Source organism: Nocardioides ginkgobilobae (genome assembly GCF_054781275.1).
In genome coordinates, this window is record NZ_BAAGUS010000008.1 from 47628 (window position 1) to 71699 (window position 24072).

The 24072-nt window shown below is 72.0% G+C and carries 23 protein-coding genes; 7 read left to right on the forward strand and 16 right to left on the reverse strand.

The genetic code is table 11. The features are described from left to right. Positions 1-65: 65 nt before the first annotated feature. From tkt to pgl, 4 genes are all read left to right on the forward strand, one after another. Positions 66-2099 carry a transketolase gene (tkt, locus tag ACYVID_RS09550; protein WP_460736624.1) on the forward strand — a complete coding sequence of 678 codons (2034 nt, stop codon included), beginning with the start codon at positions 66-68 and terminating at the stop codon, positions 2097-2099. A 96-nt stretch (positions 2100-2195) separates the two neighbouring features. Then, on the forward strand, positions 2196-3302 hold the full coding sequence (gene tal, locus ACYVID_RS09555) for a transaldolase (RefSeq protein WP_460736477.1): 1107 nt from the start codon (positions 2196-2198) through the stop codon (positions 3300-3302). After that, positions 3299-4966, forward strand: coding sequence for a glucose-6-phosphate isomerase (gene pgi / locus ACYVID_RS09560; RefSeq protein WP_460736478.1), 1668 nt, complete (start codon positions 3299-3301; stop codon positions 4964-4966). Before tal ends, pgi begins: the two co-directional genes overlap by 4 nt. Continuing rightward, entirely contained in the window at positions 4963-5718 is a 756-nt protein-coding gene (gene pgl / locus ACYVID_RS09565; protein ID WP_460736479.1) for a 6-phosphogluconolactonase, read from the forward strand. Before pgi ends, pgl begins: the two co-directional genes overlap by 4 nt. 8 nt (positions 5719-5726) lie before the next feature. Here the strand turns inward: pgl and ACYVID_RS09570 are convergent, their stop codons facing one another. The 11 genes from ACYVID_RS09570 to uvrA all read right to left on the reverse strand — a co-directional run bounded on the left by ACYVID_RS09570 (position 5727) and on the right by uvrA (position 18299). Next, the gene (locus tag ACYVID_RS09570) at positions 5727-6086 is read right to left on the reverse strand and encodes an RNA polymerase-binding protein RbpA (RefSeq protein WP_460736480.1); all 360 of its coding nucleotides are present in this window, start codon (positions 6084-6086) and stop codon (positions 5727-5729) included. 29 nt (positions 6087-6115) lie between these two features. Further along, on the reverse strand, positions 6116-6346 hold the full coding sequence (gene secG, locus ACYVID_RS09575; RefSeq protein WP_300644445.1) for a preprotein translocase subunit SecG: 231 nt from the start codon (positions 6344-6346) through the stop codon (positions 6116-6118). Between the two features lie 49 nt (positions 6347-6395). Next, entirely contained in the window at positions 6396-7193 is a 798-nt protein-coding gene (gene tpiA / locus ACYVID_RS09580; RefSeq protein ID WP_460736481.1) for a triose-phosphate isomerase, read from the reverse strand. A 6-nt stretch (positions 7194-7199) separates the two neighbouring features. Then, positions 7200-8405, reverse strand: coding sequence for a phosphoglycerate kinase (locus ACYVID_RS09585; protein ID WP_460736482.1), 1206 nt, complete (start codon positions 8403-8405; stop codon positions 7200-7202). A 2-nt stretch (positions 8406-8407) separates the two neighbouring features. Continuing rightward, the gene (gap, locus tag ACYVID_RS09590) at positions 8408-9403 is read right to left on the reverse strand and encodes a type I glyceraldehyde-3-phosphate dehydrogenase (RefSeq protein WP_460736483.1); all 996 of its coding nucleotides are present in this window, start codon (positions 9401-9403) and stop codon (positions 8408-8410) included. Positions 9404-9574: 171 nt separating this feature from the next. After that, the gene (gene whiA / locus ACYVID_RS09595) at positions 9575-10561 is read right to left on the reverse strand and encodes a DNA-binding protein WhiA (RefSeq protein ID WP_460736484.1); all 987 of its coding nucleotides are present in this window, start codon (positions 10559-10561) and stop codon (positions 9575-9577) included. A 22-nt stretch (positions 10562-10583) separates the two neighbouring features. Further along, positions 10584-11654 carry a gluconeogenesis factor YvcK family protein gene (locus ACYVID_RS09600; RefSeq protein ID WP_460736485.1) on the reverse strand — a complete coding sequence of 357 codons (1071 nt, stop codon included), beginning with the start codon at positions 11652-11654 and terminating at the stop codon, positions 10584-10586. 7 nt (positions 11655-11661) lie between these two features. Then, positions 11662-12552 (reverse strand): RNase adapter RapZ, encoded by an 891-nt coding sequence (gene rapZ / locus ACYVID_RS09605; RefSeq protein WP_460736486.1) that lies wholly within the window; start codon positions 12550-12552, stop codon positions 11662-11664. Positions 12553-12554: 2 nt separating this feature from the next. After that, positions 12555-14567 carry an excinuclease ABC subunit UvrC gene (gene uvrC, locus ACYVID_RS09610; protein ID WP_460736487.1) on the reverse strand — a complete coding sequence of 671 codons (2013 nt, stop codon included), beginning with the start codon at positions 14565-14567 and terminating at the stop codon, positions 12555-12557. A gap of 95 nt (positions 14568-14662) precedes the next feature. Then, entirely contained in the window at positions 14663-15169 is a 507-nt protein-coding gene (locus ACYVID_RS09615) for a Rieske (2Fe-2S) protein (RefSeq protein WP_460736488.1), read from the reverse strand. Positions 15170-15239: 70 nt separating this feature from the next. Beyond that, a complete protein-coding gene (gene uvrA, locus ACYVID_RS09620; protein WP_460736489.1) occupies positions 15240-18299 on the reverse strand; it encodes an excinuclease ABC subunit UvrA in 3060 nt (1019 codons plus the stop codon). 210 nt (positions 18300-18509) lie between these two features. On the opposite strand from uvrA, the gene ACYVID_RS09625 reads away from it, so the two are divergent. Further along, complete coding sequence (locus ACYVID_RS09625; RefSeq protein ID WP_460736490.1) at positions 18510-19220, forward strand: MBL fold metallo-hydrolase; 711 nt, start codon at positions 18510-18512, stop codon at positions 19218-19220. A gap of 6 nt (positions 19221-19226) precedes the next feature. Here ACYVID_RS09625 and ACYVID_RS09630 read toward each other — a convergent pair whose 3' ends face one another. Beyond that, entirely contained in the window at positions 19227-19388 is a 162-nt protein-coding gene (locus tag ACYVID_RS09630) for a hypothetical protein (RefSeq protein WP_460736491.1), read from the reverse strand. A 9-nt stretch (positions 19389-19397) separates the two neighbouring features. Continuing rightward, on the reverse strand, positions 19398-19793 hold the full coding sequence (locus ACYVID_RS09635; protein WP_460736492.1) for a DUF6338 family protein: 396 nt from the start codon (positions 19791-19793) through the stop codon (positions 19398-19400). Between the two features lie 24 nt (positions 19794-19817). Between ACYVID_RS09635 and ACYVID_RS09640 the strand changes: the two genes are divergently transcribed. Beyond that, positions 19818-20129, forward strand: coding sequence for a GNAT family N-acetyltransferase (locus ACYVID_RS09640; protein WP_460736493.1), 312 nt, complete (start codon positions 19818-19820; stop codon positions 20127-20129). Here the strand turns inward: ACYVID_RS09640 and ACYVID_RS09645 are convergent. The 3 genes from ACYVID_RS09645 to ACYVID_RS09655 are packed head-to-tail and all read right to left on the reverse strand — an operon-like array spanning position 20120 to position 22721. After that, complete coding sequence (locus ACYVID_RS09645; RefSeq protein ID WP_460736494.1) at positions 20120-21211, reverse strand: 2Fe-2S iron-sulfur cluster-binding protein; 1092 nt, start codon at positions 21209-21211, stop codon at positions 20120-20122. The genes ACYVID_RS09640 and ACYVID_RS09645 overlap by 10 nt on opposite strands. Before the next feature lie 6 nt (positions 21212-21217). Next, positions 21218-21523 (reverse strand): hypothetical protein, encoded by a 306-nt coding sequence (locus ACYVID_RS09650; protein WP_460736495.1) that lies wholly within the window; start codon positions 21521-21523, stop codon positions 21218-21220. Position 21524: 1 nt separating this feature from the next. After that, positions 21525-22721, reverse strand: a complete 1197-nt coding sequence (locus ACYVID_RS09655) for a Rieske 2Fe-2S domain-containing protein (protein ID WP_460736496.1) — start codon at positions 22719-22721, stop codon at positions 21525-21527. 138 nt (positions 22722-22859) lie between these two features. Here ACYVID_RS09655 and ACYVID_RS09660 point away from each other — a divergent pair, with 138 nt between their 5' ends. Next, on the forward strand, positions 22860-24047 hold the full coding sequence (locus ACYVID_RS09660) for an acyl-CoA dehydrogenase family protein (RefSeq protein ID WP_460736497.1): 1188 nt from the start codon (positions 22860-22862) through the stop codon (positions 24045-24047). Positions 24048-24072 lie beyond the last annotated feature (25 nt).

A 24072-nucleotide genomic window follows, 5' to 3' on the forward strand; every position in this document is an offset into this window, starting at 1 on the left:
TCAGCCCGCAGCTGGACTGGACCGACGTCGACGACCGGGCGGTGGACACCGCCCGCGTGCTGGCGATGGACGCCGTGCAGAAGGTGGGGAACGGTCACCCCGGCACGGCCATGAGCCTGGCGCCGGCGGCGTACCTGCTGTTCCAGAAGGTCATGCGGCACGACCCGGCCGACCCGGAGTGGATCGCCCGCGACCGCTTCGTGCTCAGCTGCGGCCACTCGAGCATCACGCTCTACACCCAGCTCTTCCTCGGCGGCTTCGGCCTCGAGCTCTCCGACCTGCAGGCGCTGCGCACGTGGGGCTCGAAGACCCCCGGCCACCCCGAGCTGGGCCACACCGCGGGCGTCGAGGTCACCACCGGTCCCCTGGGCCAGGGCGTCGCCAACGCCGTCGGCATGGCGATGTCCGCGCGCCGCGTGCACGGTCTGCTCGACCCCGAGGCCGCCGCGGGCGAGAGCCTGTTCGACCACCAGGTCTACGTCCTGTGCTCCGACGGCGACCTCCAGGAGGGCGTCAGCGGCGAGGCGTCCTCGATCGCCGGCACCCAGCAGCTCGGCAACCTGACCGTGGTCTACGACCGCAACCGGATCTCGATCGAGGGCGACACCGACGTCGCGTTCACCGAGGACGTCGCGGCCCGCTACGAGGCCTACGGCTGGCACGTGCAGGTCGTCGACTGGACCCAGGGCGGCACGACGTACAAGGAGGACGTGCACGCGCTCTACGACGCCGTGCGCGCCGCCGCGGAGGTGACCGACAAGCCCTCGCTCGTCGTCCTCGACACGATCATCGCCTGGCCCGCGCCCAACGCCCAGGGCACCGAGGCCGCCCACGGCAGCGCCCTGGGCGCCGAGGAGGTCGCGGCCACCAAGAAGGTGCTCGGCTTCGACCCCGAGCAGCACTTCGAGGTCCCCGAGGACGTCCTGGCCCACACCCGGGCCCTGCGCGAGCGCGGCGCGGCATGGGGCAAGCAGTGGGACGAGGCGTACGCCGCCTGGGCCGCAGCGAACCCCGACCGCGCCGAGCTCCTGCACCGGCTCAAGCGCCGTGAGCTCCCCGCCGGGCTCGCCGAGGCGCTGCCGACCTTCGAGCCCGACGCCAAGGGCGTCGCCACGCGCTCGGCCTCCGGCCAGGTCATCAACGCCATCGCCGGCGTGATGCCCGAGCTGTGGGGCGGCTCGGCCGACCTCGCCGGCTCCAACAACACCACCATCAAGGGCGCGCCGTCCTTCCTCCCGGCCGACAACGGCGCCGAGGGCTACGAGGCCGACCCGTTCCAGGGACGCGTGCTGCACTTCGGCATCCGCGAGCACGGCATGGGCGCGATCATGAACGGCATCGCCGCTGACCGACTGACCCGCGTCTTCGGTGGGACCTTCCTCACCTTCTCCGACTACATGCGTGGAGCCGTCCGCGTCGCGGCGCTCTCGCAGCTGCCGGTCACCTACGTGTGGACCCACGACTCCATCGGCCTGGGTGAGGACGGCCCCACGCACCAGCCGGTCGAGCACATCGCATCGCTGCGCGCGATGCCCGGCCTCGACGTCATCCGCCCGGCGGACGCCAACGAGGTGGCGGTCGCCTGGGCGACGCTGCTGCGCCACACCGACCGCCCGGCCGCGCTGGCCCTGACCCGGCAGAACGTCCCGGTCTTCCCGCGTGGCACCGTCGACGGCGAGCGCTGGGGCTCCGCCGAGGGCGTCGAGCGCGGCGGCTACGTCCTGCTCGACAGCGACGGCGAGCCCGAGGTGGTGCTCATCGCCACCGGCTCCGAGGTCCAGATCGCGGTCGAGGCGCGCCGCGTGCTCGCCGAGGCCGGCGTGGCCGCCCGGGTCGTCTCGATGCCGTGCGTGGAGTGGTTCGAGGAGCAGGACCAGGCCTACCGCGACATGGTCCTCCCGCCCCAGGTCAAGGCCCGCGTCTCCGTGGAGGCCGGCGTGAAGCAGGGCTGGCGGGAGTACGTCGGCGACGCCGGCCGGATCGTCTCCATCGACCACTACGGCGCCTCGGCCGACTACCAGCGGCTCTACACCGAGTTCGGGATGACCGCGCAGGCCGTGGTCGACGCGGCCCACAGCAGCATCGACGCGGCCCGCTGAGCGCGGCCCCCGCGACCCCGTCGGCCGCGCCGGCCGGCGACCCAGTCAGAGCACCACACCGCAGCGCCTCGACCACCGATCCAACGGGAGGATCCCATGAGTGAGCGACTGAAGGCCCTGGCTGACGCCGGGGTGTCCATCTGGCTCGACGACCTGTCGCGCGAGCGCATCGAGAGCGGCGGGCTCGCCGAGCTCGTGGAGACCAGCTCGGTCGTCGGCGTCACGACCAACCCCACCATCTTCGCGGGCGCCATCGCCGACGGCGAGCGCTACGACGAGCAGGTCCGCTCGCTCGTCGAGGCCGGCGAGCCGGTCGACCGCGTCATCTTCGAGCTGACCACCGAGGACGTCCGCAACGCCTGCGACGTCCTGGCACCGGTGGCCGCGCGCACCGCGCACGACGGGCGGGTCTCCATCGAGGTCGAGCCCGACCTGGCCCAGGACACCGAGGGCACGATCGCCTCGGCCCGGGCGCTGTGGAAGGCCGTGGACCGCTCCAACGTGCTGATCAAGATCCCTGCCACGCGGGCCGGCCTGCCGGCGATCACCGCGGTGACCGCCGAGGGGATCAGCGTCAACGTCACGCTCATCTTCGGCGTCGAGCGCTACCAGGAGGTCATGGACGCCTACCTCACCGGCCTGGAGCAGGCCCAGGAGGCGGGCATCGACCTGTCGACGATCCGCTCCGTGGCCTCGTTCTTCGTCTCGCGCGTGGACTCCGAGGTCGACAAGCGGCTGGAGGCGATCGGCACCGACGAGGCCCTCGCCCTGCGTGGTCGCGCCGCGGTCGCCAACGCGCGGGTCGCGTACGCGGCGTACGAGCAGGTCGTGGCCTCCGACCGCTGGCGCCGGCTGGCCGAGGCCGGTGCGAACGCCCAGCGACCGCTGTGGGCCTCCACGGGGGTCAAGAACCCCGACTACCCCGACACGCTCTACGTCACCGACCTGGTGGTGGCCGACACGGTCAACACCATGCCCGAGAAGACGATGCAGGCCTTCGCCGACCACGGCGAGCTCGACGGTGACCAGGTCACCGGACGAGCCGCCGAGGCGCAGCAGCTGATCGACGCCGTGCGCGCCCAGGGTGTCGACTGGGACGACGTCATCGCCTCGCTCGAGACGGAGGGCGTGGAGAAGTTCGTCGCCTCGTGGGGCGAGCTCGTCGAGACCGTCGAGGGCCAGATGGAGAAGGCGCGAGCGTGAGCGGCGCACAGGCCCCGGTCGACCCCACGTCCACCGCGGCCTGGTCGCGGCTGACCACCCTCGCGGGCACGCTCGAGCCGGACCTCCGCGGCTGGTTCGCCGAGGACCCGGCCCGGGTGGGTCGATTCACCCACGAGGTGGCCGACCTCCGCGTGGACCTGTCGAAGAACCTGCTCACCGACACGGTGCTCGGTGCTCTCCTGGAGCTCGCACGCGAGGTCGGGGTGGAGGCGCGGCGCGACGCGATGCTGCGCGGCGAGCGGGTGAACGCCACCGAGGACCGTGCCGTCCTCCACACGGCCCTGCGGCTCCCGCGCGAGGCCTCGCTGGTCGTCGACGGCACCGACGTGGTGCCCGAGGTCCACGAGGTCCTCGACCGGGTCTTCGCCTTCGCCGAGCAGGTCCGCTCGGGCGCGTGGACAGGGGCGACCGGTCGACGGATCGAGACGGTCGTCAACATCGGCATCGGGGGCTCCGACCTCGGTCCGGTGATGGCCTACGAGGCGCTGGCGCCGTACGCCGACGGGCCGGCCTGCCGGTTCCTGTCCAACATCGACCCCACCGACGCCGCGACGACCCTGGCGGGCCTGGACCCGGAGACGACCCTCTTCGTGGTCTCCTCCAAGACCTTCGGGACCCTGGAGACGCTCACCAACGCGCGGCTGTGCCGGTCCTGGCTGCTCGACGGGTTGCCTGAGGACGTGCGGGACACCGCCGTGGCTCGACACTTCGTCGCCGTCAGCACTGCCCTGGACAAGGTCGCGGACTTCGGGATCGACCCGCAGAACGCGTTCGGGTTCTGGGACTGGGTGGGCGGACGCTACTCGCTGGACTCCGCGATCGGGACCTCCCTGGTGCTCGCGGTCGGTCCGGCCGCGTTCCGTGCGCTGCTCGCCGGCATGCACGCCGTCGACGAGCACTTCCGGACGGCGCCGCTGGAGGCCAACGTGCCGGTCCTGATGGGGCTGCTCAACGTGTGGTATTCCGACTTCCTCGGCTGCCGCACCCACGCCGTGCTCCCCTACGCCCAGCTGCTGCACCGCTTCCCTGCCTACCTCCAGCAGCTGACGATGGAGTCCAACGGCAAGAGCGTGCGCTGGGACGGCAGCCCGGTCACCGCCGGCACCGGCGAGGTCTTCTGGGGCGAGCCCGGCACCAACGGCCAGCACGCCTTCTACCAGCTGCTGCACCAGGGGACACAGGTCGTGCCCGCCGACTTCATCGCCTTCGCCCAGCCGTCCTACCCGCTCACCGACACCGTGGACGGCCGCGAGCAGGACGTCCACGAGCTGCTGCTGGCCAACTTCGTGGCCCAGACCCGGGCCCTGGCGTTCGGCAAGACCGCCGAGGAGGTGCGCGCCGAGGGCACGGACGAGGCGGTGGTGCCCGCACGCGTCTTCGCCGGCAACCGGCCCACCACGTCGATCATGGCGCCGCGGCTCACACCGTCGGTGCTGGGCCAGCTGGTCGCGCTCTACGAGCACATCACCTTCACCCAGGGCGTGGTGTGGGGCATCGACAGCTTCGACCAGTGGGGCGTGGAGCTGGGCAAGCAGCTGGCGACCGAGCTCGGTCCGGCCCTGGCCGGCGACCGCGACGTCCTCGCCGCGCAGGACCCCTCGACCCGGGGCCTGGTCGACTACTACCTGCGGAACCGGTCGTGAGCAGCGCGGCGCGGATCGAGGTCCTCGACACGGCGGAGGCCCTCGCCACCACCGTCGCAGGCGCGCTGCTGCGCACGCTCGCCGAGGTGCAGGCCGCAGGGCGTGAGCCCCAGGTCGTCCTGACCGGCGGCACCATCGCCGAGGCCGTGCACCGCGAGGTCGCGCGCCTCTCGCCCGGCTCCGGCGTCGACTGGGACCGCGTGCACCTGTGGTGGGGCGACGAGCGGTTCGTCCCGCACGACTCGCCCGACCGCAACGCCGGCCAGGCCCGCGCCGCCTTCATCGACGCGCTCGGCGTGCCCGCCGAGCGCGTCCACGAGGTCGCGTCCACGGAGCAGGCGGCCGACGTCGACGAGGCGGCGACGGCGTACGCCGCGGAGCTGGCGGGGCACGCACCCGACGGCTTCGACGTCGTGATGCTGGGCGTCGGCCCGGACGCGCACATCGCCTCGCTCTTCCCCGGCCACCCCCAGGTGCACGTCACCGACGTCGACGCCGTCGGCGTGACGGGCTCCCCCAAGCCGCCGCCGGAGCGCGTCTCGCTGACCTACCGCGCCCTCAACCGCACGCGGGCCACCTGGTTCCTCGTCAGCGGGGAGGGCAAGGCCGAGGCCGTGGCGCGTGCGCTGGCCGGCGCCCTGTCCCAGGACGGCACGGACGTTCCCCCGGTGGACGAGGTGCCCGCCGTCGGTGCCGCGGGCCGCGAGCAGACCGTCTGGTTCCTCGACCGGGACGCCGCCTCGCGCCTCTGACCGGAGGGTCAGAAGATGAGGTCGCCGGACTTGCGGCGCGAGCGCAGGAGCGCGAGGGCCTCGTCGAGGATGTCGGCCGCCTCCTTGTCGGAGCGCCGCTCCTTCACGTAGGCGAGGTGCGTCTTGTAGGGCTCGGTCTTGGGCGCCGGCGGCGGGTTGTCGGAGTCCAGGCTGGCCGGGAGGCCGCACTTGGGGCAGTCCCACGAGTCGGGGGCCTGCGCCTCGATCGCGAACGCCACGACCACGCGGTGCTCGTTGGAGCAGAAGTAGGCGACGGTCTGCCGGGGCGCGGCCTCGCCGCGCTCCGCCTCGCCCATCGGACCCGCTCCGACCCGGCTACCCCGGATCGCGTTTCCAGCACCAGCCACGGTTGTCTCCTTCGTCGGGCCCGAGAGGGTCAGTAGGCGAGCAGGAGGCCCAGCGCGATGACGGTGGCGAACCAGATGCCACCGATGCCGACGGTGAGTCGGTCGAGGTTGCGCTCCGCCACCGACGATCCGCCGAGCGAGCTGGAGACACCGCCGCCGAACATGTCGGAGAGACCGCCACCGCGGCCCTTGTGCAGGAGCACCAGCAGGATCATCAGCGCGCTGGTGATCATCAGGATGATGGTGAAGAGCAGTTCCACGAGCGGTGATCCTACGTGATCGAGGGGGCGGTGGACGCGGCGGGCCGCGTCACAGGACCGGCATGTCGTAGAAGCGGCAGATCGCGCCGAACTCGTCGGCCTGCAGGCTGGCTCCGCCGACCAGGCAGCCGTCGACGTCGGGCTGCGCCATGATCGCGCCCACGTTGGCTGCCTTGACCGACCCGCCGTAGAGGATGCGCAGCGCGTCGGCCGCCTCGTCGCCGTGCACCTCGCGCACCCGGGCCCGGATCGCGCCACAGACCTCCTGGGCGTCCTCGGGCGTGGCGACCTCGCCGGTCCCGATGGCCCACACGGGCTCGTAGGCCACGACCAGGGCGGCGACCTGATCCGCGGTGAACCCGGCGAGCGAGCCGTCGACCTGCGCCAGGGTGTGGGCGACGTGCTCCCCAGCCTGGCGGACCTCGAGACCCTCACCGACGCACACGATCGGGACGAGCCCGGCGGCGACCGCCTTGTGGGCCTTCGCGCTGACCAGGGCGTCGTCCTCGTGGTGGTACTCCCGACGCTCGGAGTGCCCGAGCACGACGTAGGAGCAGCCCAGCTTGGCCAGCATGCCCACCGGGATCTCGCCGGTGTAGGCGCCCCCGTCGTGCGCGGAGCAGTCCTGGGCGCCGTACTTGATGGGGAGGCGGTCGCCGTCGACGAGCGTCTGCACCGAGCGGAGGTCGGTGAACGGCGGGACCACCAGGACCTCGGCCTTGGCGTGGTCGTGCTTCTTGTCCGACAGGGTCCAGGCGAGCTTCTGCACCAGGACGACGGCCTCCTGGTGGTTGAGGTTCGCCTTCCAGTTGCCGGCCATCAGCGGAGTGCGTGCTGCAGGTGCCATGTGTGCTCAGCCTTCCAGGACGTCGATGCCGGGGAGGGCCTTGCCCTCGAGGTACTCCAGGCTGGCGCCGCCACCGGTGGAGATGTGGCCGAAGGCCGCCTCGTCGAACCCGAGGGCGCGTACGGCGGCAGCCGAGTCGCCCCCGCCCACGACGGACAGTCCCTCGGTGCGGGTCAGGGCCTCGGCGACGGCCCGGGTGCCGTCGGCGAACTGCGGCACCTCGAAGACCCCCATCGGGCCGTTCCAGAAGACGGTCCGCGCGTCCGCGAGCGCCGCGGCGAAGTCGGCGCCCGCTGCCGGCCCGATGTCGAGGCCCAGGCAGTCGGCCGGGATCTCGGTCGCGGGCACCACGCGGGGCTGGGGCTCGCGGTCGCCGGACGGGAACTCGGTGTCGACCACGACGTCGCCGGGGAGCAGGATCTGCACCCCGAGCTGCTCGGCGCGGGCGAGGTACTCCCGGCACGTGTCGAGCTGGTCCTCCTCGAGCAGGCTCCTGCCGACCTCGTGGCCCTGGGCCTTGAGGAACGTGAAGACCATGCCGCCCCCGATGAGCAGCCTGTCGGCCTTGCCCAGGAGGTTGTCGATGACACCGAGCTTGTCGGAGACCTTCGACCCACCCAGCACGACGGCGTAGGGCCGCTCCGGGGAGTCGGTCAGGCGGCGCAGCACGTCGATCTCGGTGGCCACCAGGGTGCCCATGGCGCTGGGCAGCAGCTGCGCGACGTCGTACACGCTGGCCTGCTTGCGGTGGACCACGCCGAAGCCGTCGGAGACGAACGCGTCGGCGAGGTCGGCCAGCTGCCGGGCGAACGCGGCGCGCTCGGCGTCGTCCTTGCTGGTCTCGCCCGGGTTGAAGCGGACGTTCTCGAGCAGGGCGACCTGTCCGTCCTCGAGCGTGGCCACGGTCTCGTGCGCCGACTCCCCCACCGTGTCGCGGGCGAAGGCGACCTCGGCACCGAGCAGCTCGCCGAGGCGGGCGGCGACGGGAGCCAGGGAGTACCGCTCCTCCGGAGCCCCCTTCGGCCGGCCCAGGTGGGCGGTCACCACGACGCGGGCACCGGCCTCGGCGAGCCGCCGGATGGTCGGGACGCTGGCGCGGATGCGCCCGTCGTCCGTGATCCGGGACCCGTCGAGCGGGACGTTGAGGTCGGAGCGGACGAGGACCCGCTTGCCGGCGACCCCGTCCTCGAGCAGCTGGTCGAGCGAGGTCATCCTCAGAGGGTCTCGCCGACGAAGCCGATGAGGTCGACGAGGCGGTTGGAGTAGCCCCACTCGTTGTCGTACCAGCCGGCGACCTTGACCTGGTTGCCCAGCACCTTGGTCAGCGGGGCGTCGAAGATGCACGAGGCCGGGTCGGTGACGATGTCGGAGGAGACGATCGGCGCGGTGGAGTAGCGCAGGAAGCGGCCGTCGGCGGCGGCCTCGACCGCGGCGTTGACCTCCTCGACCGAGGTCTCGCGGGAGGCCTCGAAGGAGAGGTCGGTCAGCGAGCCGGTCGGGGTGGGGACGCGCAGCGCGTAGCCGTCGAGCTTGCCCTTGAGCTCGGGCAGGACGAGGCCGATGGCCTTCGCGGCGCCGGTGGAGGTCGGCACGATGTTGATCGCGGCGGCCCGGGCGCGGCGCAGGTCCTTGTGGATGTTGTCCTGCAGGTTCTGGTCCGCGGTGTAGGCGTGGATCGTCGTCATCAGGCCCTTGTTGATGCCGATGGCGTCGTTGAGCGCCTTGGCCATGGGAGCCAGGCAGTTGGTGGTGCACGAGGCGTTGGAGATGACCGTGTGCGCGGCGGGGTCGTAGAGCTCGTGGTTGACGCCCATCACGATCGTGATGTCCTCGTTGGAGGCGGGGGCGGAGATGATGACCTTCTTGGCGCCGGCGTCCACGTGCGCCTTGGCCTTCGTCGCGTCGGTGAAGAAACCCGTGGACTCCACGACGACGTCGACACCCAGGTCGCCCCAGCCGAGGTTGCCGGGCTCACGCTCCGAGCTGACCTTGATCTCGCGGCCGCCCACGACGATGGCGTCGCCGGTCGACTCGACGTCCTCGGGCATGACGCCGAGGATGGAGTCGTACTTCAGCAGGTGCGCCAGCACGGCGTTGTCGGTGAGGTCGTTGATCCCGACGATCTCGACGTCGGCACCCGAGGCCGCGACGGCCCGGAAGAAGTTGCGGCCGATCCGGCCGAATCCGTTGATCCCTACGCGCACGGTCATGACTGCTCCTCTGGGTGGCGGGCGTTCCGTCGCCCGCCTCGACGGCGTTCCGGGCGTTCAGTCACCCGGCCGCCGCCACCCTAGCGGCTGTCGCCGGTCGGCTCCTCCCGGGTGCGTCCCGTCTCGCCATACCGACCGGTAGGGCGCTGAGGGACCTCTCGAGCAGCGCCCTCAGGCGTCCTCGGCGAGCATCTCCGGGGTGAGGGAGGCCTCGGTGTCGGGGATCCCGAGCTCCTCGGCGCGCTTGTCGGCCATGGCGAGCAGGCGGCGGATGCGACCGGCGATGGCGTCCTTGGTGAGGACCGGCTCGTGCAGCTGCCCGAGCTCCTCGAGCGAGGCCTGCTTGTGCTCGACCCGGAGGCTGCCCGCGAGCTTGAGGTGGTCGGGGACCTCGTCGCCGAGGATCTCCAGCGCCCGCTCGACCCGGGCTCCGGCGGCGACCGCAGCCCGGGCGGAGCGCCGCAGGTTGGCGTCGTCGAAGTTGGCCAGGCGGTTGGCGGTGGCCCGGACCTCGCGACGCATCCGGCGCTCCTCCCAGGCCATGAGCGACTCGTGAGCGCCCAGCCGGGTCAGCAGCTGCCCGATCGCGTCGCCGTCGCGGATCACGACGCGGTCGACACCGCGGACCTCACGGGCCTTCGCGGAGATGCCCAGCCGCCGGGCCACACCGACCAGCGCCAGGGCGGCCTCCGAGCCGGGGCAGGTGACCTCGAGCGAGGACGAGCGGCCGGGCTCGGTCAGGGAGCCGTGCGCGAGGAAGGCACCGCGCCACGCCGCGACGGCGTCGCAGCCGCCGCCCGAGACCACCGCGGGAGGCAGTCCGCGCACGGGGCGGCCGCGCTGGTCGAGCAGGCCGGTCTGGCGGGCCAGGGCCTCGCCGTCGCGCACGACCCGGACGATGTAGCGGCTGCCCTTGCGCAGCCCGTTGCCCTGCACCATCACCACGTCGGAGTGGGCGTTGTAGACCTCGGAGATGTCCTTGCGCAGCCGTCGCGCGGCGGCACCCGTGTCCAGCTCCGCCTCGACGACGATCCGGCCGCTCACGATGTGGAGCCCACCGGCGAAGCGGAGCATGGACGCGACCTCCGCCTTCCGGCAGCAGGTCTTGGTGATGGGGGTGCTCGCCAGCTCCGCCTTGACCTGCGCCGTCATCGCCATGCGGCCGATCCTCGCACGCTCGTCAACGACCCTCGGCGGGGCCTCCGGGCCCCGGGTCGGCACCGGCCCCGGGCCCCACGTCGGGCCCCACGCCGGCCCCGAGGTCCGCCCCTGCCATGACCTGCTCGTAGGCGTCGGCGAGCCGCCGGGGGTCGTGCCGCGGTGAGCCGTCCGTGGCGGCGACGTCGGCCAGCACGAGCCGCGCCCCGGCCGCGGTCACGGTCTCCTCGAGGTGCCAGGCCGCCTCGGAACCGGCGGTCTCCACCGTGCGCCGGTCGGCGAGCACCGTGTGCACCGCCAGCCCGGGCGCGTGCTCGAGCAGGACCGCCAGGTGGTCGGCGGGGCTGAACCCCCCGGTCTCCCCCGGCTGCTCGGCGAGGTTGAGCACCACCACGGCCCGGGCGGAGGTGCGGGCCAGGGCGTCGCGCAGGTCGGGGACCAGCAGGTGCGGGATCACCGAGGAGAACCACGAGCCCGGTCCGAGGAAGACCCAGTCGGCCGCGGCGAGCGCGGCCAACGCGTCCGGGCTCGTCGGCGGTGACGGTGGCTCGAGGCGTACGCCGGTGATGACCCCCTCCGTCGTCGCGACCTCGACCTGCCCCTGCACCACCTGCAGCGCGTCGGGGTCGTCCGGGTCGAGCCCGCGGACGTCGGCATGGATGTCCATCGGGCACAACGCCATCGGCAGCACCCGACCCTTCGCGCCCAGCAGGCGCCCGACGATGTCGAGGGCCGCCACGTGGTCGCCGAGCTGCTCCCACAGGGCGACGATGAGCAGGTTGCCCACGACGTGGCCGTTCATGTCGCCGTCGCCGGCGAAGCGGTGCTGCAGGACGCCCTCCCAGGTGCGGCCCCACTCGTCCTCGCCGCACAGGGCGGCCAGGGCCATCCGCAGGTCCCCGGGCGGCAGCACGCCGAACTCACCGCGCAGGCGCCCCGACGAGCCGCCGTTGTCGGCCACGGTGACGATCGCGGTCAGGTCGTCGACCACCACGTCGTCGACGAGGTGGCGCAGCGCGCGCAGCGAGGCGTGCAGGCCGTGGCCGCCGCCGAGGGCCACGACCGCCTGCGCGCGGTCGAGGGAGGAGGGCACGTCGACCTCACTCCCGCCCGAGGTCGCGGTGGGTCGCGGTCGCGTGGTGGCCCAAGGCGCACAGCCGGCGGGTGATCTCCTCGGTCATCGCCACGCTGCGGTGCTTGCCGCCGGTGCACCCCACGGCCACGCGCATGAAGCGCTTGCCCTCGCGGAGGTACCCCTCGGCCACACCGGTCAGCACCGGCACGTAGGCATCGAGGAACTCCGCCGCCCCCGGCTGCGAGAGGACGTACGACGCCACCTCGGCGTCGCGCCCGGTGCCGGGCCTCAGCTCCGGGATCCAGTGGGGGTTGGGCAGGAAGCGCATGTCGGCGACGTAGTCGGCGTCCACGGGGATGCCGTACTTGAAGCCGAAGCTGACGACGCGGATGTGGAGCCGGGTCGACTCCTCGGTGCCGAACGACTCGCGGATGCGCGCGGTGAGCTGGTGGACGTTGAGGGCGGAGGTGTCGATGAGCAGGTCGGCGCCCCCGCGCAGGTCCGAGAGCACCGCGCGCTCGCGCTCGAGCCCGTCGAGCAGCCGGCCGGTGCCCTGGAGCGGGTGCGGCCGGCGGGCGGCCTCCTGGCGGCGCACGAGCACCTCGTCGGTGGCCTCGAGGAAGACCAGGGTGGCCCGGCGCCCGGTGGCACCGTGGGCGAGGTTGGCCTGGAGCGTCCCGAAGAACGAGCCCGAGCGGACGTCGACGACCACGGCGATCGGCTGCTGGGGGCCGCGGGACTCGTCGACGAGGCGGACCACGTCGCGCAGCAGCGACGGCGGGAGGTTGTCGACCACGTAGTAGCCGAGGTCCTCGAGCTCCTTGGCCGCGGTGCTGCGACCGGCCCCGGTCATGCCGGTGACGACCACCAGCGGGCCGCCGGCCTGCCCCTGCTCGGTCTCGCTGCCTTCAGCCATGCTCACTGCTCCTCGATCTCGCCGGTCGCGGTGTTGACCGAGATCACCGTAGGGCCGGACCCGTCCGAGCCACTCCCCTGCGGGGCGACCGCCTGCTTGATCGCCTCGGCCGTGCGGACCCCGATGCCGGGGACCTGCGCCAGTTCCTCGACGTCGGCCTCGCGCAGCTTCTTCAGCGAGCCGAAGTGCTTCATCAGCGTCCGCCGACGCACCTCGCCGAGGCCGGGCACGTCGTCGAGCACCGACTCCACCATCGACTTCGAGCGCCGGTTGCGGTGGTGGGTGATGGCGAAGCGGTGGGCCTCGTCGCGGACCCGCTGCAGGAGGTAGAGCCCCTCGCTGCTGCGGGGCAGGATCACCGGGTCCTCCTCGCCGGGCACCCACACCTCCTCGAGCCGCTTGGCCAGGCCCACCACGGGGATGTCGTCGATGCCGAGCTCGTCCAGGGCCTGCTGGGCCGCGGCGACCTGCGGCGGACCGCCGTCGACGACCACGAGCCCGGGCGCGTAGGCGAACTTGCGGGGCCGTCCGGTCTCGGGGTCGACCAGCATCGGGCCGGACGTCTCGTCGCCGGGCCTCAGCTCGGACCGGGCCTGCTCGTCGAGCAGCCGGCGGAAGCGGCGGGTGATCACCTCGTGCATGGACGCGACGTCGTTCTGCCCGTCGACGCCGCGGATGACGAACTTGCGGTACTCCCCCTTGCGCGGCAGGCCGTCCTCGAAGACCACCATGGAGGCCACGACCTCGGTGCCCTGGAGGTTCGACACGTCGTAGCACTCGATCCGCAGCGGGACGTCGTCGAGCTCGAGCGCCTGCTGGATCTCCTCCAGCGCCCGGTTGCGGGTGGTGAGGTCGCTGGCCCGCTTGGTCTTGTGCAGCGCCAGGGCCTGGGCGGCGTTGGTGGCCACCGTCTCGGCGAGCGTCCGCTTGTCGCCGCGCTGGGGCACCCGGATTCGCACTCGGCTCCCGCGCAGGTCGCCCAGCAGCTCCTCGAGGGTCTCGGCGTCCGGCGGGAGCGCGGGCACCAGCACCTCGCGCGGGATGGAGTCGGGGTCACCGGCGTAGAGCTGGAGGAGGAAGTTCTCCACCAGCTCGGGTGTCTCGCCCTCGTCCATCCGGTCCGCGACCCACCCCCGCTGGCCGCGGATGCGCCCGCCGCGGACGTAGAAGACCTGCACCGCGACCTCGAGCGGGTCCTCGGCCAGGGCGATCACGTCGGCGTCGGCGCCGTCACCGAGGACCACGGCCTGCTTCTCCAAGGCGCGCTGCATCGCGCCGAGGTCGTCACGCAGCCGGGCGGCCTTCTCGAAGTCGAGGGCGTCGCTCGCGGCGTACATCTCCTTCTCGATGCGCCGGATGAAGGGCCGGGTCTGACCGCCCATGAAGTCGCAGAAGTCCTCCACGATCGCGCGGTGCTCCTCGGCGGACACGTTGCCCACGCAGGGCGCCGAGCACTTGTCGATGTAGCCCAGCAGGCAGGGCCGGCCCACCTGCGCGGAGCGCTTGAAGACCCCGTTGGAGCACGAGCGCATCGGGAAGACCCGCAGCAGGATGTCGACGGTCTCGCGGATCGCCCAGGCATGGGAGTAGGGCCCGAAGTAGCGCGTGCCGCGGCGCTTGGCCCCCCGCCCGACCATGACCCGGGGGAACTCCTCGCCGACGGTCACCGCCAGCCAGGGGTAGGACTTGTCGTCGCGGTACTTGACGTTGAACCGGGGGTCGAACTCCTTGATCCAGGAGTACTCCAGCTGCAGCGCCTCGACCTCGGTGTTGACCACCGTCCACTCCACCGACGCCGCGGTCGTGACCATGGTGGCGGTGCGCTGGTGCAGGTTGGCGACGTCCTGGAAGTACGACGACAGCCGGGCCCGCAGGCTCTTGGCCTTCCCGACGTAGATGACCCGGCCCTGCGCGTCCCGGAACCGGTAGACCCCCGGCTTCGTGGGGATCGAGCCGGGCTCGGGACGGTACGACAGCGGCCCTCGGGTGGTGCGGCGGGCGGGTCGGGAGGGCACCGGACCAGCCTACGAGTGCGCGCCGACACCGGGCCGGGTGGTGCACCCGTGCCCGACGGCCGTGGGGTGGGGCGACAGGGGGCCGGGAGAGCCGGTCAGGCGCGGGAGATGTCGGTGCCCTGGATCCGCAGCTGGACGGCGCCGAGCGGCGACTGGGCCGGACCCGCGGTCGGGGCACCGGACGCGAGGTCGAAGACCGAGCCGTGGCAGGGGCAGACGATGCCCTCCTCGGTGACCCGGTCGACGGGGCACCCTTGGTGGGGGCAGGTGATGGAGAAGCCGAGGAACTCGCCGTCGCTGGGCTGCGTCACGACCAGGCCCTCGTCGGGGAAGACCGCGCCGCCGCCCACGGGGACGTCGGAGGTCGAGGCGAACGAGGCGGCGGGCTCCGCGGTCTCGCCGGCGGCCGGGGCCTCGGGCGTCGCGGGCGTCTGGGTGGTCGCGGCCTGCGGGTCCACCGCGCTCTCGTCACCGCCGCAGGCGGCCAGCAGTGGTACGCCGATGCCGATCCCGGCCACCCCGGTGAGGGCGTGCCGGCGTGAGAGCCGGGTGCCCGCGACGGGCTGGGTGGGCTGGTCCGTGGGCTGGGTGTGCTCGCTCATCGGGGTCCTCTCGGGGGATGGTGCGGCGAGCCTAGCCAGCCGCCCCACACCCCCGGGTGGCCCCTCGCCGCTACCCCGCAGCCCGCTTGGCTGCCGACTTCTTGGCTGCCGACTTCGTGGCTGCGCGCTTCGTGGTCGCCGCCTTCTTGGCCGCGGTCCGCTTCTCGGCCGCCCGCTCGTTGGCGGTGCGCTGGGCCGCCTGCCGGCGGGTCGCGCGTACGGCGGCGGGTGCCGACTCGGCGGGCAGCGGTGCCTCGGGCTGCTCGGCCTCGCGTCCCTCCAGCAGCGGCGCCAGGAACCGGCCCGTGTGGCTGTCGGGGTGGGCGGCGACCTGCTCGGGGGTGCCCTCGGCCACGACGGTGCCGCCGCGCGAACCGCCCTCGGGACCCATGTCGACCAGCCAGTCGGCGGTCTTGATGACGTCGAGGTTGTGCTCGATCACCAGGACGGTGTTGCCCTGATCGACCAGGCGTCCGAGCACCAGCAGGAGCTTGCGGATGTCCTCGAAGTGCAGCCCGGTGGTCGGTTCGTCGAGGACGTAGACGGTGCGTCCGGTCGAGCGCTTCTGCAGCTCGGCCGACAGCTTCACCCGCTGGGCCTCGCCACCGGACAAGGTGGTCGCGGGCTGGCCGAGCCGGACGTACCCCAGTCCCACCTCGACGAGGGTCTTCAGGTGGCGCGCGATCGCGGGGACGGCGGCGAAGAACTCCACCGCCTCCTCGATCGGCATGTCGAGGACCTCGGCGATCGTCTTGCCCTTGTAGTGCACCTCGAGGGTCTCGCGGTTGTAGCGGGCGCCGTGGCAGACCTCGCACGGGACGTAGACGTCCGGGAGGAAGTTCATCTCGATCTTGATCGTGCCGTCGCCCGCGCACGCCTCGCAGCGCCCGCCCTTGACGTTGAACGAGAACCGTCCCTGCAGGTAGCCGCGCATCTTCGCCTCGGGCGTGGCCGCGAAGAGCTTCCGGACGTGGTCGAAGACGCCGGTGTAGGTCGCGGGGTTGGACCGCGGGGTGCGGCCGATCGGCGACTGGTCGACGTGGATGACCTTGTCGACGTGCTCGAGGCCGGTGATCGCCCGGTGCCGGCCCGGGAGGGTGCGGGCGTTGTAGAGCTGCTTGGCCAGGGAGGTGTAGAGGATGTCGTTGACCAGCGTCGACTTGCCGGAGCCGGAGACGCCCGTGACGGCGACGAAGAGCCCCAGCGGGAAGGTCACGTCGACGTCGCGCAGGTTGTGCTCGCGCGCGCCCAGGACCGTGAGCTCGCGACCGACCGTGCGCGGACGGCGCACCGCGGGCACGGGGATCTCGCGGCGGCCGGAGAGGTACTGCCCGGTGACGGAGTCGGGGTGGGCCAGCAGCTCGGGCACGGTGCCGCTGTGCACGACCTGGCCGCCGTGCTCGCCGGCCCCGGGGCCGATGTCGACGATCCAGTCGGCCACCTTGATGGTGTCCTCGTCGTGCTCGACGACGATCAGGGTGTTGCCGAGGTCCTTGAGCCGGAGGAGGGTCTCGATCAGCCGGTGGTTGTCGCGCTGGTGCAGCCCGATCGAGGGCTCGTCGAGGACGTAGAGGACGCCGACCAGACCGGCGCCGATCTGCGTCGCCAGCCGGATGCGCTGGGCCTCGCCACCGGACAGCGAGCCGGAGGCACGGTCGAGGGAGAGGTAGTCCAGGCCCACGTCGAGCAGGAACCGCAGCCGCTCGTGGATCTCCTTGAGCACCTGCTCGCCGATCTGGCGCTCGCGGGCAGTCATCTCGAGGTCGGCGAGGAAGGCCGCCGACTCGTTGATCGGCAGGCGGCAGACGTCGGCGATGCCCTTGCGCTCGCCCGAGGACGACTGGAGCGTCACCGCCTGCGAGACCGCCTTGAGCCGCGAGCCCTGGCAGGTCGGGCAGGGCACCTCGCGCATGAACGACTCGAAGCGCTCGCGGCTGGTGTCGGACTCGGCCTCGCGGTGGCGACGCTCGACGTAGGCGCGCACGCCCTCGAAGTCGGCGAAGTAGGCGCGCTCGCGCCCGTAGCGGTTGCGCGTGACGACGTGCACGCGGCTGCCGTGGCCGTCGAGGATCGAGCGCTGCGCCCTAACCGACAGGTCCTCCCACGGCGTGTTGAGGTCGAAGCCGACCTCGTCGCCGAGGGCGCCGAGCAGGCGCAGGAAGTAGTCGGAGACGTGCGCGTGGGACCACGGCTGGATGGCGCCCTCGCCGAGGGTCGCGGAGGGGTTGGGGACCACCAGCTCGGGGTCGACCTCCATCCGGGTGCCGAGGCCGGTGCAAGCCGGGCACGCGCCGAACGGGGAGTTGAAGGAGAACGAGCGCGGCTCGAGCTCGTCGACGTCGATGGTGTGCTCGTTGGGGCACGCCATCTTCTCGCTGAACCGCATCTCGCGGTGCTCGTCCTCCGCGGGGAGGTCCACGAAGTCGAGGACGACCAGGCCCCCGGAGAGGCCGAGCGCGGTCTCGACGGAGTCGGTGAGCCGGCGCTTGGCCGACTCCTTCACCGCGAGCCGGTCGACGACGACCTCGATGGTGTGCTTGAGCTTCTTGTCCAGCGAGGGCGGCTTGTCGAGGGAGTGGGTCTCGCCGTCGACGCGCACGCGAGAGAAGCCCTGGGTCTGGAGCTGGCCGAACAGCTCGACGTACTCCCCCTTGCGGCCGCGGATGACGGGCGCGAGGACCTGGAAGCGTCGGCCCTCCTCCAAGGTGAGGACCCGGTCGACGATCTGCTGGGGGGTCTGACGCTCGATCGGGGCGCCGCAGGTCGGGCAGTGCGGACGGCCGGCCCGCGCGTACAGCAGCCGCAGGTAGTCGTAGACCTCGGTGATGGTGCCGACGGTCGAGCGCGGGTTGCGCGAGGTGGACTTCTGGTCGATCGAGACCGCGGGCGAGAGGCCCTCGATGAAGTCGACGTCGGGCTTGTCCATCTGCCCGAGGAACTGCCGGGCGTACGCCGAGAGCGACTCGACGTAGCGCCGCTGGCCCTCGGCGAAGATCGTGTCGAACGCCAGCGAGGACTTGCCGCTGCCCGAGAGGCCCGTGAAGACGATCAGGGAGTCGCGCGGCAGGTCGATCGACACGTCCTTCAGGTTGTGCTCGCGCGCGCCACGGATGATCAGCTGGTCGGCCACAGGGAGGTCTCCTCGGGTCGGGCCCGGTCGGTCGCGCCCGAGGCCCCGGCCCCGTCGGGACCGCTCGAACACGTGTTCGTCATCGTACGTCGGGCCCCGGCACGATCGGCGGTCGAGACCCGTCGGGCACCATCTCACGCAGCGCCGACAGTGACCGGAACACCCGCGCGGAGCCTCGCGTTCCCTCCGGGCGCCCTGCAGGATGTGAGCGTGCACACGACTCCCGGACCGGGCGACCAGACGAGCAGCGACTCCTACGACGGTGACGTGACGGCCGGCGGACCGCCGCAGGTCCGCGACCTCGGCTGCCTCCAGCTCACCAAGCTCGCCGTGGACCCGCAGATGAGCAACAACTGCTACCTGCTGCGCTGCGCCGAGACCGGCGAGCAGCTCCTCGTCGACGCGGCCAGCGAGGCGCCCGCACTGCTCGAGCTCCTCGGCGACGGGGGGCTGGCCACCGTCGTGACCACCCACCAGCACTGGGACCACCACCGTGCGCTCGCCGAGGTGGTCGCGGCCACCGGCGCGAGCGTCCTGGTGGGCGAGCCGGACGCCGACGCCGTCACCGAGCAGACGGGGGTGGCGGTGGACCGTCGCCTCGTCCACGGCGACACCGTCACCGTGGGCAGCTGCGAGCTGGAGGTGCTGGCGATCGCCGGCCACACGCCGGGCTCGGTGGCACTCGTGCACCGCACGGCCGACGGCGGCACCCACCTGTTCACCGGCGACTCGCTCTTCCCCGGCGGCGTGGGCGCGACCTTCGGGGACGCCGACGCCTTCGCCCAGCTCATCGACGAGGTCGAGACCAAGATCTTCGGCACGCTGCCCGACGACACGTGGTTCTACCCCGGGCACGGCGGGGACTCCACGCTGGGCGAGCAGCGCCCGCACCTGGCGGAGTGGCGCGAGCGTGGCTGGTGAATCGACTCAGTCCGACGCCCGGGCGGGCTTGGAGGACGTCTCGGCCCTGGCCCCGGGAGCGGCTCCACGAGGCGGCGGTTTGAGCGCACTGACGAGCTTGGCTGACGAGCTGTACCCGCCGCGCACCTCGGTGACGAGGCGACGCGACTTGCGCGGGTTCTCGCTCATGGGTGCCTCCTAGGCATCGATGAATTCAAGGTACTCGACTTCTTCCCAGCGAACGAGGACACCGCCCGCACGGAGCTGCGGCGTGCCGTCCTCGGTGAAGAGGAAGTCGCCGGTGTCCGGGTCGACATCCGCTGCCGTCGCGAAGAAGACATCCTGAGCCTCCGGGTAGCCGGACGTGTAGGACCTGAGCCCGCCCTCCGTAGTGGCGAACGCGCCGCCGATCCACGTACCGGACTTCAACCGCAGCCGGATCCACCCGTCCCGGTTGCCCTGGAAGAGGTAGTCCCAGGCACGCGGTGCCGGGTCCGGTCCCGTGAAGACGCGGACCCAGGTCCGGCCGGCGCGACTCGCCAGACCGATCCCCGTGCCGGTGGCCAGAGGCAGCAGCACATAGGCCAGCGGCACGAGCCACATCCACCACGACAGCGGATGTCCCGACTGCGACAACGGCCAGTAGGCGACGAGCCGGTCGGGATGGTGTGGCTGGCGCTGCTGGACCGGGTTCCCCGCCCCGGCGGCTGGGACCGGTGCTGCGGGGACCTGCAGACGCTGTACGTCGTGCCGGAGCACCGCGGCCAGGGGCTGGGCGCCGCTCTGGTCGACGCTGCCGCGTCGTACGCCTGGGAGCGGGGGGCCGAGCGCGTCACGGTCCACGCGGGGACCCGCTCGGTGCCGCTCTACCGCCGCGCGGGCTTCGGGCCGTCACCGGTACTGCTGCACCGGGCTCGACCTCAGGAGTAGGTCGCCCGCACCGTGTCGGTGACCGGCACCGACTGGCAGCCCAGCCGGATGCCGTCGGCGATGTCCTCGTCGTCCAGGACGTCGTTGCGCAGCATCGTGACCTCCCCCTCGAGGAGGCGCACGGCGCACGCCGAGCACTCCCCCTCGCGGCAGGAGTAGGGCGCCTTCACGCCCTTGGCCTCCAGGTGCTCGAGCATCGTGGTGCCCGGCTGCCAGTCGTCGAAGACGTGGGTCTCGCCGTCCAGCTCGACCTCGAGCTTCACGGGGTCGGTCGGCCCCTCGGGCAGGCCGGCGCCGCCGTCCTCCTCGTCCGACTCGGCCTCCGCGACCTCCGCGGCAGCAACAGCCGCCTCGGCCACGCCGCCGAAGGGGTTGCCGCCCAGGGAGACGAACTTCTCCTGGTGCCGGCGCTCGCGGGGGAAGTCCAGCTCGCGCAGTGCGGTGGTGACGAGCTTCATGAACGGAGCGGGGCCGCACACGAACGCGTCCCACGTGGTGTAGGCCGACGCGAAGGCGCGCAGCTGCTCACCCGTCGGCAGGCCCTGCACCGACTCCAGCCAGTGCACGACCTGGAGCCGGTCGGGGTGCTCGGCCGCGAGCCGCCTGAGCTCGGAGGCGAAGATCACCGACCGCTCGTCACGGTTGGCGTAGAAGACCACGATCCGGCCCGAGCCCTGGTCGAGGGCGGTGCGCGTGATCGACATGATCGGGGTGACCCCGGAGCCGCCGGCGAAGAGCAGCAGGTCGGCGTCGAGCGAGGCAGGGGTGAAGATGCCGCTGGGCGGGAGCACGCGCATCGTCGAGCCCACCTCGAGGTGGTCGCAGACCCAGTTCGAGGCGTAGCCGTCCACCGTGCGCTTGACGGTGACCGTGAGCGGTCCCCCGTCGTGCGGCGAGGAGGACAGGGAGTAGCAGCGCGCCGCGAGACCGTCGCGGTCGCTCGGGACGGCGAGGGTGAGGAACTGCCCGGGCTTGTAGCGGAAGGCGTCCTCGGCACCGTCGGGCACGGCGAAGGAGAGGGAGCGGGCGTCAGCCGTCTCGTCCTTGACGGCGACGACCTCCAGCACGTACGAGTCGGTCACGATGGCTCAGTATCCGTCCTCTGCTCCGATGGTCAGCCGCCCGTCCCGCACCGCGGCCTCGATGCTCGCCGACATCCGCGGGCACGCGTGGTGGAGCAGCCGTCCGTCGGGACTCTCGGCGCGCCGGCGTACGAGGTCGGGGCACGCAGCCGCGGCCTCGCTGCTCCACTGCACCGAGGTGTGGTGCTCGCTGTTCTTCTTCACCCCGACCGCGGCCAGGCAGTCCAGGCAGGCGACCCGGGTGAGCCGGGCCTGCGTGTAGCGCCGCTGGTCCTCGAGGGTCTCGGGGTCGGTGGGGACGAAGGAGGCCACCTCAGGTCCCCGACATGAGGGCCGGGTCGGCACCCTCGTTGTCCGCGGCGGCCTCGGCGGCGGCGTCCTCCTCGGCCTTGCGCGCCAGGTTCGCCGCCACCTCGTCCTGCCAGAACTCGTTGGCCTTGTCGGTGTCGACCTCGAACTCGAAGCGGTCGGTCATGTCGGGGGTGATGTCGGCGACGTCGACGTAGAACTGCTCGTACCACCGGCGCAGCTGGTAGACCGGGCCGTCCTCCTCGCACAGGAGCGGGTTCTGGACCGGGACCTTGTTCTTCCAGATGTGGACGTCCTGGAGGAAGCCCTGGCCGAACATGTCGGCGTACTTCTGGCCGATGAAGGCGGCGGTCTCGTCGTCCATGCCCTCGGGCTTCTCCACGATGATGCCGTACTGCAGCGTGAAGGAGTCCGGGCCGGTGGCGATGTGGGTGTTGATGAGCACGACCTCGGTCTTGAAGCCCTTGTAGTCGGTCCAGAGCCAGTTGATCATGTAGCTCGGGCCGTAGTAGGTCGCCTCGGACTTGAGGAAGAACTCCTCCGAGCCGTAGCCGCCGCTGACGTCGGGGCGGCCCTTGGACTCCATGAACTGGGTGGCCTGCTGGCCCTCGAAGACGTTGCGGAAGCTGGTCGGGAACGCCAGGTGCACGTAGTAGAAGTGCGCCATGTCGACGACGTTGTCGATCAGCTCACGGCAGTTGGAGCCCTCGATCTGCTCGGTTTCCCAGACCCAGTCGGTGTACTTGCCGCTGGTGAGGCCCGGCAGCTCCGGCGGCAGCAGCGACTCGTCGGCGGCCGAGCCTTCGGGGTCGTACCAGATGAACAGCTGCTGGTTGCGGATCGCGGTCGCGTAGCGCTGCGTGCGGGCGCGCAGCGGGACCCGGCGGGCGTAGGGGATCTGCTTGCACTTGCCGTCGCCGCCCCACCGCCAGTCGTGGAAGGGGCAGGCGATCTCGTCGCCCTTGACCTGGCCCTGCGTCAGGTCCCCGCCCATGTGGCGGCAGTAGCCGTCCAGGACGTTGAGCCCTCCGGTGCTGTCCTGCCAGACGACGAGCTTGCCGCCGAAGGCGGGCACGGAGTGCGGCTTGCCGTCGGTGAAGCGTCGCTCCAGCCCGAGGCAGTGCCAGCCCCGCGCGTAGCGGTCGGGCGCGATGCCCTGGTCGAGGTGGCGGGTGCCGGTGGGGGTGGCCGTGCCGGTCATGTGGACCTCCCGGATCTGGGGACGGTGGACCAAAACGAGAACAGGTTATAGTTTTTGGCGAGGCGTGACCAGCGACACCCGGACCTGCGCCCCGCCTGTGACTCATCCTCCCCCGTTCCGCCCCGATGGGAGCACCCCATGCACCTCGCCCTCGAACCCGCCCAGATCGCCCTGCGCGAGGAGCTGCGGGAGTACTTCGGCAACCTGGTGACGCCCGAGATCCGCGCGGGCCTGTCGTCCGCGACCGGCGAGTTCGGCGAGGAGGGCGTCTACAAGGCCGTCATCCGCCAGCTCGGCACCGACGGCTGGCTGGGCATCGGCTGGCCCGAGGAGTACGGCGGCCAGGCGCGCTCGATGGTCGACCAGCTGATCTTCACCGACGTGGCCGCCGACTTCGGCGTGCCGATCCCCTACCTCACGCTCAACACCGTGGGGCCGACGATCATGCGCTACGGCACCCAGGAGCAGAAGGACTACTTCCTCCCCAAGATCCTCGCCGGCGAGCTGCACTTCTCCATCGGCTACTCCGAGCCCGGCTCGGGCACCGACCTCGCCTCCTTGCGCACCAAGGCCGTGCGCGAGGGCGATGAGTGGGTCATCAACGGCCAGAAGATGTGGACCTCCCTCATCCAGTACGCCGACTGGATCTGGCTCGCGTGCCGCACCGACGCCGACCTGCCCCGCCACAAGGGCCTGTCGATGATCCTGGTCCCCAAGGACTGCCCCGGCTTCTCCTACACCCCCGTCCACACCGTCGCCGGCGTCCACACCAGCGCCACCTACTACGAGGACGTGCGCGTCCCCGTCTCCAACCTGGTCGGCGAGCTCAACGGCGGCTGGTCGCTGATGACCAACCAGCTCAACCACGAGCGGGTCGCACTGACCTCCTCGGCGCCGCTCACCCAGTCGCTGAAGCTGGTGCGCGAGTGGGCGCAGCAGACCAAGAACCCCGACGGCCACCGCGTCATCGACGCCGAGTGGGTGCAGATCGCGCTCGGCCGCGCCCACGCGCGTGTCGAGATGCTGACCCTGCTGAACTGGAAGCTGGCCTCCGACGCCGACCGCGGCATCGACCTCTCGCCCGCCGAGGCGTCGGCCGTGAAGATCTACGGCTCCGAGCTGGCCACCGAGGTCTACCGCTCGCTCATGGAGGTCGTGGGCCCGCACTCCGGCCTCACCGCCGACTCCGAGGGTGCGGTCCTCGCCGGGCGCCTCGAGCGCTTCCACCGCTCCTCGCTCGTCATGACCTTCGGGGGCGGCACCAACGAGATCCAGCGCGACATCATCGGCTACGTCGGTCTCGGCCTGCCCGCCGCGAAGCGCTGACCCCGCCTCCCTCTTCCCTCTGCCT